Origin of the sequence: Inquilinus ginsengisoli (assembly GCF_031453975.1) — a bacterium.
In the GTDB taxonomy this organism is placed as follows: domain Bacteria; phylum Pseudomonadota; class Alphaproteobacteria; order DSM-16000; family Inquilinaceae; genus Inquilinus; species Inquilinus ginsengisoli_A.
Window position 1 is genome coordinate 52,834 of sequence record NZ_JAVDPW010000007.1, and the last position, 13,422, is coordinate 66,255.

General features: G+C 67.9%; 11 protein-coding genes and 1 pseudogene. 6 read left to right on the top strand and 6 right to left on the bottom strand.

What is annotated here, in order from left to right; genetic code table 11:
• Positions 1 to 9: 9 nt before the first annotated feature.
• Together soxC and E9232_RS19855 are read left to right on the top strand one after the other, a co-directional pair.
• Positions 10 to 1,278 carry a sulfite dehydrogenase gene (gene soxC / locus E9232_RS19850; protein ID WP_309796702.1) on the top strand — a complete coding sequence of 423 codons (1,269 nt, stop codon included), beginning with the start codon at positions 10 to 12 and terminating at the stop codon, positions 1,276 to 1,278.
• Between the two features lie 142 nt (positions 1,279 to 1,420).
• Positions 1,421 to 1,804, top strand: a pseudogene (locus tag E9232_RS19855) (c-type cytochrome); the annotation flags it as partial.
• Here E9232_RS19855 and E9232_RS19860 read toward each other — a convergent pair.
• The 4 genes from E9232_RS19860 to E9232_RS19875 all read right to left on the bottom strand — a co-directional run bounded on the left by E9232_RS19860 (position 1,796) and on the right by E9232_RS19875 (position 6,254).
• A complete protein-coding gene (locus E9232_RS19860; protein WP_309796705.1) occupies positions 1,796 to 2,809 on the bottom strand; it encodes an AraC family transcriptional regulator in 1,014 nt (337 codons plus the stop codon). The pseudogene E9232_RS19855 and the gene E9232_RS19860 overlap by 9 nt on opposite strands.
• 2 nt (positions 2,810 to 2,811) lie before the next feature.
• Positions 2,812 to 3,663 (bottom strand): thiosulfate dehydrogenase, encoded by an 852-nt coding sequence (tetH, locus tag E9232_RS19865; protein ID WP_309796707.1) that lies wholly within the window; start codon positions 3,661 to 3,663, stop codon positions 2,812 to 2,814.
• Positions 3,664 to 3,761: 98 nt separating this feature from the next.
• Positions 3,762 to 5,381: a serine hydrolase gene (locus E9232_RS19870; protein WP_309796709.1), complete on the bottom strand. Its 1,620-nt coding sequence runs from the start codon at positions 5,379 to 5,381 to the stop codon at positions 3,762 to 3,764.
• A 255-nt stretch (positions 5,382 to 5,636) separates the two neighbouring features.
• Positions 5,637 to 6,254: an isochorismatase family protein gene (locus tag E9232_RS19875; protein ID WP_309796711.1), complete on the bottom strand. Its 618-nt coding sequence runs from the start codon at positions 6,252 to 6,254 to the stop codon at positions 5,637 to 5,639.
• A gap of 175 nt (positions 6,255 to 6,429) precedes the next feature.
• Here E9232_RS19875 and E9232_RS19880 point away from each other — a divergent pair, with 175 nt between their 5' ends.
• The 4 genes from E9232_RS19880 to E9232_RS19900 all read left to right on the top strand — a co-directional run bounded on the left by E9232_RS19880 (position 6,430) and on the right by E9232_RS19900 (position 10,798).
• A complete protein-coding gene (locus E9232_RS19880) occupies positions 6,430 to 7,341 on the top strand; it encodes a LysR substrate-binding domain-containing protein (RefSeq protein WP_309796713.1) in 912 nt (303 codons plus the stop codon).
• A 108-nt stretch (positions 7,342 to 7,449) separates the two neighbouring features.
• Positions 7,450 to 8,328, top strand: coding sequence for a pirin family protein (locus E9232_RS19885; protein ID WP_309796716.1), 879 nt, complete (start codon positions 7,450 to 7,452; stop codon positions 8,326 to 8,328).
• Positions 8,329 to 8,412: 84 nt separating this feature from the next.
• Positions 8,413 to 9,402 carry an alpha/beta hydrolase gene (locus E9232_RS19890; RefSeq protein WP_309796718.1) on the top strand — a complete coding sequence of 330 codons (990 nt, stop codon included), beginning with the start codon at positions 8,413 to 8,415 and terminating at the stop codon, positions 9,400 to 9,402.
• A 487-nt stretch (positions 9,403 to 9,889) separates the two neighbouring features.
• Entirely contained in the window at positions 9,890 to 10,798 is a 909-nt protein-coding gene (locus E9232_RS19900) for an amidohydrolase family protein (RefSeq protein ID WP_309796722.1), read from the top strand.
• A gap of 379 nt (positions 10,799 to 11,177) precedes the next feature.
• Here E9232_RS19900 and E9232_RS19905 read toward each other — a convergent pair whose 3' ends face one another.
• Both E9232_RS19905 and E9232_RS19910 read right to left on the bottom strand, forming a co-directional pair.
• Complete coding sequence (locus E9232_RS19905) at positions 11,178 to 12,116, bottom strand: Pnap_2097 family protein (RefSeq protein WP_309796724.1); 939 nt, start codon at positions 12,114 to 12,116, stop codon at positions 11,178 to 11,180.
• A gap of 5 nt (positions 12,117 to 12,121) precedes the next feature.
• Complete coding sequence (locus tag E9232_RS19910; protein ID WP_309796726.1) at positions 12,122 to 13,414, bottom strand: MSMEG_0569 family flavin-dependent oxidoreductase; 1,293 nt, start codon at positions 13,412 to 13,414, stop codon at positions 12,122 to 12,124.
• Positions 13,415 to 13,422 lie beyond the last annotated feature (8 nt).

The following is a 13,422-nucleotide window of genomic DNA, read 5'->3' on the forward strand; positions in this document are numbered from 1 at the left end:
GATGAGACAATGACGAACGATCAAGAGGCGGCGGGGCCGTCGCCCGATTCGGTATCGCGTCGAGGCTTCCTTGTTGCATCGGCGGGCGCGGCCGGCGCGGTCGCAGCCGGACAGGCGGCCTTGGCCGACACGCTTGTGGATGTGCCGGCACGGGAGCCGGGCGACGTCCTGGGCGCTTACAGCGAACGCTCGGAGTACGTCCACATCGCGCGCATTCCCGAGGCCGGGCCAGGGGTCCGCAATGTCGATCCGGTCGATGCGATCAATTCGAAAGCGCCGCTCGACCAGTTCGTCGGCACGATCACGCCCTCGGACCTGCACTATGTGCGCAGCCATGCCGGCACGCCGAACATCGATCCGGCCAAGCACCGCGTGCTGGTGCACGGCATGGTGGCCAAGCCGCTGGTGCTGACCATGGCCGACCTCCGGGCCATGCCGTCGATCTCCCGCTTGGCCTTCCTCGAATGCACCGGCAACGGGTGGGAAAACTGGAAGACCGCGCCGGACGACGTCACCGTGCAGAACACGCACGGCTTGGTCAGCACGCATGAATGGACGGGCGTGCCGCTGTCCTTCCTGCTCGACCTCGTGGGCGTCGATCGCGCGTCCAGATGGATGCTGGCGGAGGGGGACGACGGGGCGGCCGTGGCCCGCAGCATCCCGCTGACCGACGAGGTGATCGGCGAGGCGATGCTGGCCTACGGCCAGAACGGCGAGCCGCTGCGGCCCGCCCATGGCTTCCCGCTGCGGCTGTTCATCCCCGGCTTCGAGGGCAATCTCAGCATCAAATGGCTGCGCCGCCTCAAATTCGGGGACCAGCCGTTCATGACGCGGTGGGAGACGGCCCGCTACACCCAGCTTCTGACGAACGGCAAGGCGCGCCAGTTTCAGCTGCGGCAGGAGGTGAACTCGGTCATCACCTCGCCGTCCGGAATGATGCAGATCAGCCCCGGCTACAACCGCGTCACCGGGCTGGCCTGGAGCGGCTACGGCAAGATCGACTGGGTGGAGGTCAGCGCCGACGGCGCGAAGACCTGGAACCGGGCCCGGCTGAACGAGCCAGTGCTGTCGAAGGCCCAGACCCGCTTCGACTTGGACTGGGTGTGGGATGGAAAGCCCACCAAGATCGTCAGCCGCTCCGCCGACGAGAAGGGCAACGTCCAGCCCGGCCGCAAGTCGTTCATCGCGGCCATGGGCGAGAATGCCCTGTTCCACTACAGCGCCCAGCAGACCTGGAGCATCGATGCGGCGGGGAAGGTGCGCAATGTTCTCGATTAGCAAGACGGTGCTGGCGTGCCTGGCGGTCTGCGTGCTCGGCTCGGCCGCGAATGCCTATGAGTTCGGCCGCCCGGCGGCGCCGGACGAGATCAACGCCTGGGACATCGACGTGCGGCCGGACGGGGCCGGGCTGCCCGACGGCAGCGGCACGGTGGCCCGCGGCAAGACGGTCTATGACGAGAACTGCGCGGCCTGCCATGGCGACGCGGGCCAGGGCGGCTACAAGGACCGGCTGGTCGGCGGGCAGGGCACACTGGCGACCAGCCAGCCGGTGAAGACCGTGGGCAGCTACTGGCCCTACGCCACGTCGCTGTTCGACTATGTGCGCCGCGCGATGCCGTATCCGGCTCCGGGATCCCTGAGCGATGACGATACCTATGCGGTGGTCGCGTATCTCCTGAACCTCAATCGGATCGTGCCCGCCGATGTGACGCTGGACAAATCCAGCCTGCCGAAGATCAGGATGCCCAACCGGGACGGCTTCATCCCCGAGCCCGAATTCCGGGCGATCACCAACTCAAGATAATCGCGCATCGTCCCGGATCCGCCGCTCGGCCGAGGCCGCCTCGCCGGCGCGGCGGATCTCACCCGGGCGGACGCCGTGCCGCCGGTGCATCGCCCGGCTCAGCGCGCTTTCGGACTGGTAGCCGACCTCGGTGGCGACCTGCCCCAAAGAGGAGCCGCGCAGTAGTTGGCGCCGGGCCAGGCTGAGCCGCAGATCGGTGAGGAAGGCGAGCGGCGGGCAGTTCACCGCGGCGCGGAACGCCCGGACCAAGGTGGCGCGGGAGGTCGCGGCCCGCGCGGCCAGGTCCGTCAGCGTCCAAGGTCGGGCTGGCTCGCGCAGCATCGCCAGAACGGCCCGTGCCGTGGGGCGGCTCCCGAGCAGGCGCAGCAGGCCGCCGGATGCGCTGCTGGCCGCCAGATAGGCGCGCAGCATCATCACGAGCAGGGCGCTGGCGAGATTGGTCGTGATCGCGGCCGCTCCGGGTCGGTCTGCGTCCAGCTCGTCTCGAATGCGCTCCAGCAGGGGTCTTGTCTCCAGCGCGTCGGGCCATTCCGGGCCGCGCAGCAGGATCAACTGGGGCAGGGCGGCGATCACCAGGCTTTCGGTCGCGGATTCGAATTGGAGCCGGCCGCAGATCACCTGGGTGTCGGGCTCAGCATCCAGGGTGATCTTGCGACGGATGGAGTTGCGATAGGCCTTGGCGACCACGCCGGCCTGGGCGCCGGTCGCGCCCGGAAGGGCACGCAGCACATGCGGATCGCCATGCGGCAGCAGCACCACGTCGCCGGCCTCGAGCCGCAGGGGCGTCTGGCCGACCACCTCGAGCTCGCATTCCCCGCACGTCAGCATGTGGAAATAAGCCCAGCCATGACGGTCGGCCGGATGTGGTGACGCCCAGTGGCCGCCGAAGTCGCAGAGTTCGTCGAGGAAGGGGCGGACCTGCAGGAGCTGCGCCAGGCAGCTCAGCGGATCGTCGGGTGTTTCCGACGGCGCGGACGTGCCCCGAACCGCCTGGCGCTGCGCCATGGTCAGGCGGCTTTGGCGTAGGTGAAGCCCGCGCGCTGCAGCTCGACCATGAAGGCGACCACGCTGGGAACCAGGATGACGCCGGGGATCAGGCCGTTGGTCAGGTCGGCCGCGATGACGTCGGCGGGCGTGGCCGCGAAGTCCGGAATGCCGTGGAGCCTGCGAGCGACGGCATGGATGGAATCGTGGCACGCGATGAACACCGCGCCGCGGCGCTGCAGCGAGAGGATGTTGTTGTTGGCCGGCCCGTAGAAGCCTTCCAGGTCCTGCAGGTCATCCTCGGCTGAGACGCCGGGCTTTTCGAGGATGAAGCTGTTCGCGGCAGGCTTGCCGTCGGTCAGGCCGGCCAGCTTGTACCTGTCCCAGGTCGGCTGGTCGAACAGCGCCAGATGGGCGGTGCCATGGACCGCGGCAACGGGGAGGAACTCCGGATTGCCATGGGCGAAGACCTGACCGTTCATCGCTTCACGGATCAGGTTGAGCCATGGTGTCGACAGCTCGGTCACCTCCCACATCTGGCGCGACCGGTATCGGTAGGTGAGGACATCGCCGGCGGCCTCCTGGTCCCAGCTGTCGGGTGACGTCAGCATGAAGGGCACCGTCTGGAAACCACGCCGGCGCGGTACCGCGGTCAGCCTGACGGCGAGCTCGCTGAGCTCGCCCATCGTCAGGGTGGGGGCCGGAAGCTGCTGAGCCCCGGCCGCGATCGGCCGGGTGGCGCCCGCCACGGCAACGAAGGCAGTGGCCTGGCCCATCAGGCGGAGGGCGGTTCGGCGGCCTGTCGGCGAAACGATGCTGTTCATGAGATCTGTCCTCGGGAGGGAAGTCCGGCACCGGAGGCCGGCGGCATCCATGCCGCCGCATCTGGCATTCGATGCTGTGCGTGAGGTCCGCGGCGACGCCGGCGCCGGCCTGGCGGCGACCGGCATCGCCCGGACATCAAAGGGGAACGTCAGTGGGCGTAGACGTTGGCCGACACGCGGACGAGCTTCTCGACATAGCCGGCGACGGCTTGGAGGGTCTTCTCATCCGTCAGGCCGTAGTCCGCGGCGAGTCTGTCGAAGCTGGGATAGCCGATCCAGACGCGGTTCAACTGGTCCTGCCACACGAGCACGCGCAGCGGCAGGTCGAGACCGGCGCCCTGGTTGTCCTGCATGATCCTGGTGCCGACCTTCGGATTGCCGAACACGATCACTTGGGTCGGGCGCAGCTCCAGATCGGCGTCCTTGGCGTTGGCGCCGTGGTCGAAGGTGGCGAAGACTGGAACTTTGTCGGCGGCAAGCTGCGCCTTGATCCGTGCGACCGTCTCGTCGGCACCGAACTTGCTCTCCTGGGCGACCACCATCTGCGGGTCGACATCTGGGCCGAGGCCGGCCTTGTAGGCCTCCGCGATCTCCCGGGCCAGGCCGGTCATGTCGACGCCTTCCTTGTTGGTCAGCAGCGTCACGCAGACCAGTTCCTTGGCGGCCGTGAAACGGCTCATATAGGAGCTGAAGCCCGGCGAGTTGCCCTTGATCTCCATGAAGCCGGGATGATGGGTGAACTCCCACCCCGCCATCGCCGGCACGACCTTGCCGTTGGCCAGGGTGGCCGGCTTGTAGATCAGGTCGCGATTGGCCTTGTCCTTGACCAGGACGCTGCCTGCCAGGGCGATGTCCCACTTGCTGATGTCCTCGGCGGAGGACCAGATGCCGCCGAAGGCGTAGAGGCTGGCGGAGGCGTCGGTTCCGACCGGGGGCATCCGGCCGTCGGCCTCCCGGTAGCCCGTCGCCGGCTCGACCGGGTCGATGTACTCGACCTGCGACGTGAACTTGACGTGCTGGTTGACGCCGGGCTGCGGCGCCGGGCGGTCGAGGAAGCTCTTGGTCGGCAGGTCGCCGGCGAACATGGTGCTGGTCAGGCCCAGCGGCTCGATCTGATACCTGGTCACATAGTCGTGATAGGACATGCCGCTGGCCTTCTCGACGGCCAGGCCCAGCAGGATGAAGTTGGTCGCGCTCAGCCGGGCGTCCGTCCCGGTCTCGAACAGCAGCTTCCTGTCCCGGACGAGGTTCAGCAGATCGGCCGGCTGGTACGGCTTGGCGGCGTCGAAGCCGTTGTCCCGGAAGTCCGGAATCCCCGACGAATGCTGCAGCAGCTGCAGGATGGTCACCTTGCCCCACTCGGCCGGCAGGTCGGCAACGTAGTTCGAGATGGGGTCATGGATGTCGAGCTTGTGCTGCTCCTGCAGCTGGAACACGGCGACCGCGGTGAAGGCCTGGGTGATGGGTCCGACATTCCACATCGTTTTGGTGGAGGCGAGCTCGTCATTATCCAGGTTGATGCGACCATAGCCGGCTGAGCGCGGAATATACGGCGCCTGCACGATCGCCATCGTGATGCCGGGCAGGCGGTTCTTGGCGACGAAGTCGGCGATCATCTTGTCGATGGTCTCGCCATGGCTCTGCAGCACGGCGCTGCCTCGCGTGATCGGGTAGCGGGCGGTCGCGTCGGGCTGCGCGGCGAGCGCGACCGGTACGCTGGAGATGGTAGCGAGCAGAGTCGCCGCCAGAAGGTGACGTTTCCTGAACAAGCTTGCGTACTCCAAGGAACGAGGGGGCTGGTGCGAGTGGATGTCGGATGGCGCTCTGCGGTCGGCCGATGCAGATTTAATCCGATCCTTGATGGGACGGGATGCCCCCTGGGCTCATTGAAATGACCGATCGGATCAAACCGATCGTGTCGCGACGAGCGCCGGATCCGCCTGCCCCGCTTCGGCAGCGACCTCGATCGGGACCGGCGATCGGCCCATGCCGGCGAAGCCGGTCCCCGGTCGGCATGCCAGCGGCTACTTGCCGAAAGCGGCGGCGATCTGGCCCACGAGCGTGGCCCAGGGCATGTCGAGCGCGCCGTAGACCGCGGCCGCCTCCGGCCGCCCGTTATCCTTGAGGATCTCGACCATCAGGGTCGCGTAGTCGGACAGGACGACCCCGGCCTGCAGCATGCGCAGCAGGCCCGCTTGCCGCTTGGTCTCGCTGAAGGTGCCGGACGCGTCGACGGCCACATACGCGTCCAGCCCCCGCGCGACGGCGGTCATAGCCGGGAAAGCGGCGCAGACCTCCAGCGAGATGCCGGCGAAGATCAGCTTCCTGCGGCCGGTGGTCTCGATCGCCCGGGCGACGCGGGCGTCGTCATAGGCGTTGACGGTGGAGCGGTCGATGATCTCGACGCCGGGCAGTGCGTCGACGAGCTCGGGGAAGGTCGGTCCCCACATGCTGTCACGCGCCGTCGTGGTGACGACGATCGGAAGGCTGAGCGCCTTCGCCGCCTTGGCCAGGGCGACGACGTTGTGCTTCAGCTCGCCGGTCGAATAATCACGGACGCCGGTCATCAGGCCGATCTGGTGATCAACGAGGATCAGCGCGGCGTTGTCGGCGGTGAGCGGCTCATAGCTGCGAACGGACATGGCATCCTCTGCGAGGCTTCGGTTGTGAAGGTGTGATGAGGCGGGGCTTGGCGCTCCGAGGTGGAAGCGCCCGGGCCAGCCGTCGTGACGACCGGAAGCTAGTTCCTGGCCCAGCGGCCCAGAAGCCGGCAAAATCGGAACCCAGCGTCCGTGTGAATGAACGATAGGGCTGAGCATGCTGGATCTGAACGACTTCTTCTACTTTGTGCAGATCGTCGACCGGGGCGGGTTCACGGCGGCCGGGCGGACGCTGCGGGTGCCTAAATCGACGCTCAGCCAGCGCATCCAGCAGCTCGAGGGCGGCCTCGGCGTCCGGCTGCTGAACCGGACGTCACGGCGCTTCGGAATGACCGATGCGGGCGAAGATTTCTACCGACACGCGGTCGCGATGCTGCGGGAGGCCGAGCAGGCCGAAACGGTGGTCCGTCAGCGACTGACGGAGCCGACCGGGACGGTGCGGTGCACCGCCGGCGTCGCCACCATGCAGTTCGCGATGTCGGACATCATTGCCGACTTCCTGGCCCAGTATCCGAGGGTGAATGTCGTCGCGCATGCGGCGGACCGGACGGTCGATATCATCGGAGAGAATTATGATATTGCCATCCGGGCGCATTCGGATCCGCTGCCGGACTCCAACCTTGTGCAGCGGACGCTCGCCCCGGCCCCCTGGTTCCTCTTCGCGGGAGCGGACTACCTCGCCGCCCACGGCGCGCCGAAGACACCCCAGGAACTGCAAAACCATCCTGCGCTGTTCATGATGAGGACGGGCGTCGCCCCGGTCTGGCGGCTTCGCCACGCGCGGCAGGCGAAGAACGAGATCGTGATGCCGCTGGCTCCTCGGCTGCTGGGCGACGACATGGTCGGCCTGCAGCGGGCGGCGATCAAGGGCCTCGGCGTGGTCGCGCTGCCGGGATATGTGTGCCGGGCGGCGGTGCGGTCGGGCGCGCTGCAGCGAGTGCTGCCCGACTGGCTGGCCGGCGATTCCATCATCACGGCCCTGATTCCCTACAGGCAGGGGCTGCTGCCCTCGGTGCGTGCCTTTCTCGACCATCTGGCGGCAGAGTTCCCGAAGGCCGTCCTGATGTAGATCGTTCGTCCTGGTGGACGATGCGTTTGAAACTGGGCGGCTTCCCGGTCGATACGCCCGGCTTCTAGTTTGGCCTCCGTCACAACCATCGTGCTGGAGCAGCCGGCGATGCAGGCGATCGACAGAGATCTCGAAATTCCGGTCCTCGCCGAAAGGCTTGGGCGCGTAGTCGCGGGGATTCCTCACGCCATCGGGGCGGGATTTACCGCGCATCACTTCTCGGAGGAGATGTTCGGCGGAGAGATGGATCCGCTGCTGATGGTGGATGACTTCACCATGAAGGCGCCGACCTTCGAACCCCACCTCCACGCCGGCATCTCCGCCGTGACAGTGATGTTCGAGGACTCGATCGGCGAGTTCCTGAACCGGGACACGCTCGGCCATAACATCGCGCTGAAGGCGGGCGATCTGTACTGGCTGGCCGCGGCCAGCGGTGCCGCCCATGAGGAGCGGCCCGAGGCCGGGGCGCGGACGCATGCCCTGCAGATCTTCGTCAACCTTCCGGCACGGCTGAAGGCGGAGCCGGCGCGCTCGCTTCTCGTACGGGCGGAGGACGTGCCGGTCGTCGAAGGGCAGGGGCACCGCGTGCGGGTCCTGCTGGGGCGCAGCGGCGGGGTCGCCGGAGCCAGCGGTACGCCGGAGGAAACGACGATGCTCGACGGCGTCCTGGGTGGGGCCGGCCGCTTCTCCCATGGCTTGGCGGACGGGCATCAGGCCTGGATATACGCTGTCTCGGGCCGGCTGGCCGTTCGCTGCGGGGAAGAGGCGCGCCTGCTGGAGGAGGGTAGCGCGACGACCGTCGCGGCCGGGCCTGGGATCGACATCGTCCTGGACTCCGGGGCGCCCGCCCATTTCGTCCTGATCGCGGCGAAGCCGATCCGCGAGGCCTTCGTCAGGCATGGACCGCTGGTGATGTCCACGGCGGCGGATGTCCGGCGGACGCTGGTTCGTTACGCCGAGGGCAGTTTCGGCCGCATCCCGGCCTAGCCCTCCCTTTCCCATCAACATCCCTTGCGCCGCGCGCGCTGACGCACCGCGCGGACGGCAGAGCCTTGCCTTGTGGAGCCGACCATGCCGAAGCTCGACACGATCGTGATGGAGATCTCGATCGCAGAGCGCGAGCGGGAGCGCGCCCTGCGCGACCGGTTCGCCCGCTTCTGGAGCAGCGCGAGCGGCGGGCCGAGAACGGTCTACGACGCCTTCATCGCCGCAAGCCCTGTCGCCGGCGGTGTGTCGCTCGAGCCCGCCCGGGCTGGCGGCATCCGGGGCTGGTGGGTCCGCCCCGCGCAGGCCGAGCCGGGGCAGGCGATCCTGTTCCTGCATGGCGGCGGCTATGGGCTGGGCTCCGCCGAGGCCTATCGCGGCTTCGTCAGCCAGATCGTGAGCCGCTCCGGCATCCCCGCGCTGATCATCGACTATCCGCTGGCGCCGGAGGCGACGCTGCCGGCCGCTCCGGCGTCGGCCCTGGTCGCATTGCGGTGGCTGGCAGGGCGGGGGTTCGGGCGGATCGCCGTCGTCGGGGACTCCGCGGGCGGCGGGCTGGCGCTGGTGACGCTGGCGGAACTGGCCCGGCACGCCGAAGGCGCGACACCGGTGGCCGGGGTTGTCTTCTCCCCCTGGACCGACCTGGCCTTCACCGGGGCGTCGATGACCGACCCGGCCGTGGAGGATCCGCTGATCACCCAAGATTATCTGCAAGGCTGCGCCCGCAACTATCTCGGTGCCGTGGAGGCCACGGACCCGCTCGCTTCGCCGCTGTTCGGCGACCTGCGGGGCCTGCCGCCGCTGCTCATCCAGGTCGGAACCGACGAACGCCTGCTCGACGACTCCCGGCAATACGCTGATCGCGCGGCGCAGGCGGGCGTACCCGTGACCCTCCAGATCTGGCAGGGCATGCATCACGTCTTCCAGCTCGATGTCGCGCATCTCGACAGCAGCCGCGCCGCGCTCGACCGGGCCGCCCGCTTCCTTGCCGACGCGTTCCAGCACCAGCGTGAGGCCGCCCGGGCGCGGCCTTCCCATCAGGACATTGGAGATACGACAAGGCATACGAAACCATGACCGAGACGTCTTGCGACGTCGTCATCGTCGGCGGCGGGTCCGCCGGCGCGGTGCTCGCCAACCGGCTGAGCGAGGATTCGGCCCGGCGGGTCCTGCTGCTTCACGAGCCACGATATAGCCCGTTACGGGCGCTCTCCGGCGCCAAACGCAACGGCTGCTCACGAGCGCCGTGCTCCAGCCCGGCTGGCCGGAAGTGCCGGAGTCCCGCGGGCTCTGTCAATGTCCGCTATCGGGATGCCGCCTCTTTGACCGCATATGGCGCACCCCAGCCAGCCAGGCTGGCCGGGAGGGGCAGCGGATGTGAGGGGGAACAGTAGCCGCGTCCTGATCTCGCCGCCGGCGCCGCAAGCCTCGCGAACGTTTCGGGCTGTGCGGCACACCTGGTGATCGGGATGTCCGAGGATCGACCCATCCGCGACGCCGCATGGTACGATTGTCGGCGCCTGCGGCTGCTCAGCCGGTCTTTCGCCGATTGGGGGTTTGGTCCATGGACGATGCAGCCCTCCCAATTCTCGATTGCCATCAGCATTTCTACGATGCGAGGCGCCTGCACTACCCGGTCTTCGCGCAGCGCAGTGCCGGCTTCGAGGCCCTTGTCGGCGACTACGGTGCATTGCCGAGGGTGTACCGTCCCGAGGACTATGCGCAGGACACGGCGGGGTTGAACGTCGTCAAGACGATCTGGGCCGAGTTTATCTCGGAGGATCCGGTGGGCGAGGTGCGATGGGCCGGGGAGCTAGCGCGGGCGACCGGCCGGCCGGACGGCATGATCGGGCTCGCCGACTTCCGAAGCCCCGATCTGGAGCGCAGGCTGGATGCCTACGCTTTGGCGGGGCCCATCCGGTGCGTTCGCCAGCATCTGGGCTGGCATCCGACAGATCCGCTGCTTCGCTACGCGCCGGGACCGGATCTCCTCTCCGATGCCGCGTGGCGGCGCGGGGTGGCGTCGCTCCGCGGCCGCGAACTCGTCTGCGAAATCGAGGTCTTCGGTCCTCAGCTGCCCGATCTCGCCGCCGTGGCCGCCGTCTGCCCCGACATCCAGTTCGTCCTGCCGGTCATGGGCTGGCCTGTCGACCTCACGAACGACGGCCGATCGGCCTGGAAGCGCGGCGTCGCCGCTGTCGCCGACCGGCCCAATGTTGCGCTTAAGATCTTCGGGATGGAGTGCATCTTCGGCATTCGCTGGACGGTCGCCCAAATCCGCCCGTGGATCCTGGAGGCCATCGATGCCTTCGGCCCGCGCCGCTGCATGTTCGCGAGCCATATGCCGATCTGCAAATTGGCCTGCACCTTCCGGCAACTCTATGATGCCTATCTCGAGGTGATCGACGGCTGCAGCCCTTCGGAGAAACGCCAGCTGATGTGCGACACGGCCGCGAGCGTCTACAGGCTGTAAAGCGAAGCCGAACGGATGGCTCCGAATCCCAGTCTTGTGTCCGCAACGGGCCGCCTGCGATCACGTCCGCTCAGGGGAACCTCGGACGATGTCTGGTTGTGGAGCGCTCGAGCTCGCCCCGATAGCCCGCAAATGTCCGGATCCTTTGAGTTCGGGCAATGTCCGCTATCGGGGCATCGGATCTCTGTCCGGAAATGGCGGATATCGTTGAAAAAGTCCCGAACGATTATTTGGAGTGTAAAATCGAGCAAGTTTGCTGCAGATTCGTCCGCCATCTAGCATCTTTTTGTGCTCCGGCCGCCTACTTTTAGTCTCTTTGTTGCGCGCGGAAATGGCGCTCCGACTTTTTCAACAGAATCGGCGCATTCCGGCCGCCCAGTCAGACGCCCCCTACAGTCTCTGTTGTTACCCGATCGGCAACTGTTCTCGTGGTGAACACGTCGCCGATCACCGCTCCATCGGAACCGCGCCGCAACCGGCAATGATGAATGAGGGCGCCGGTCGGCTCGCGGCGCGCCAGCAGGCAAGCCGTAACGGTCTCGCAGCGGTCCACATTGCCGTAGAAGAAGACATCGCGCCGGACCGTCGCCACGGCCCGCGCAAGGACAGGCTCGAACCGCCATTCGGCACGATCGACCATGACGACGAAGCTGGCGAAGTAGAGAAACCCAGCACCGTTGAAATCGAGGCTGGGGCAGGGATTGAATGTCCACGTTCCAAGCTCACTCTCGCGGTGCAGGTCGAACCCCATATGGCGTTCGACGCGGCCCGCCCGGAATCCCGCCGCAAGACCGGCCAGTTTGCTGGCGGACGTGCCTTCGCCGACCGGCGGCAGCCCCTCGATCGCGACGCGCGCCACGGTATGGTTGCCGCCATCGGGCGCGCGGCGCACGAAGGTCGAGATCATGGTGACGACGCCGATCGGCCGGTCCTCGATCGCCAGATGGTGCCGGCTCGACATCTGGGTGCGCGACAGGCGCGCGAGCGACGATGTGATCCTGAGCCTGTCGTTCGCGCGGGCGGCGGCGAAGTTGGCGTCCTCGATCGAAAGCGCGCAGAAGGCGGCATAGACCGGCTGGCCCGCCTCGTCCCGGAAATCCGGCGCGGGCCTGCCGGCGCTCTCGGCCAGGAGCAGCCAATGCCTGTGCCCAAGTTCCTTGAGCAGCCAAATCTCCGACAGGCCGTTGCCGCTGAGATGCGGCATGCCAAGGAGAATCCGGTCCGACCGGGACGGTGGGGCCGCCGGCTCGGCCGGCGCGTGCACGCCGAGCCGGCAGGAGTCACCGAGATCGCTGACAGTGAAAGGCCAATTCATCATCTAGATCAGCCCGCCGCGACAAACTGACGGATGCCGTCGGACCGGACCTCCTCCGGGGCCTTCAGCCTCTCCACGATGCGGTCGGCGAGGTAGCGCGCGTCGCGCGACACGCCGGAGAAGCGCCCGGAGCCCCAGCTGTGCAGCCAGGGCAGCCCGAGGAAATAGACCCCCGTCTCGGCGGCGACGCCGCGGCGATGCTTGGGATGGCCGGCGCCATTGAAGGCGGGGACGTCGAGCCAGGCAAAATCGGGCCGGAAGCCGATGCACCAGATGATGGCGGTGACGCCGGCGGCGTCGAGATCGAGCGCGGTCGGCTCCGCCGCGGGCTGCCAGACCGGCGTGTAGACGGAGGCCGGCGGGGCAGCGATGCCGGCCTCGGCGATGTGCCGGTCGATCGCGGCGTTGATGCCGTTGTAGACGCGGTCGGCCTCGTCGAGGGCGGCTGTCAGCGTCGGGCGGAAGGTGACGCTACCGCCGTCGAGGCCGTCGAGCAGGCCATAGAGCTGCATGCCCTCGAGCGCGAATTTGCGCAGGTCGATGTCGCGCCCGCCATCCCGCCCGGTGACGTAGTGGTTGGTGTTGTCCCGCACGCCCTCGCGCAGCGGATGCTGGTCGACCGACATCTCGTAGTAGTTCATCTCGGCCAGCCAGGTGACGACGTCCTTGCCGCGGTAGAAGCGGGCGCAGCGCGGCGCCCCGCCGACGGCGAGATGAACCTTGCGCCCGGCCAGGTGGAGATCCTCGGCGATCTGGGCGCCGGACTGGCCGGAGCCGACGACCAGGACGGCGCCGTCGGGCAGGGCCTGCGGGTTCCGGTACTGCTCGGAATGGAGCTGCCGGACGTGCGCCGGCAGGCGTTCGGCCATGCGGGGGATGATCGGCACGGTGTAGCCGCCCGAGGCGACGACGACCTGGTCGGCGACATAGTCGCCGTCGGAGGTGGCGACGTCGAAGGCGCCGTCCGCCCGGCGCCCGACGCGCAGCACTGACACCCCCTCGCGCAGCGGGGCGTCGACCTTCGCCCGGAAGCGGTCGAGATAGGCGACGATCTCGTCGCGCTTCATGAAGCCGTCGGGATCGGGGCCGTCATAGGGATGGCCGGGCAGGTCGCATTGCCAGTTCGGCGTGACCAGGCAGAAGGTGTCCCACCGCTGCTCCCGCCAGACATGCATCGCGGTCTTCTTCTCGAAGACGAGATGCGCGATGCCGGCTTCCCGGAGATAGTGGCTGATCGACAGGCCGGCCTGGCCGCCGCCGATGACGGCGACCGGAATGCGGTTCGGGCTTGCGTCCGACATGGCGGATC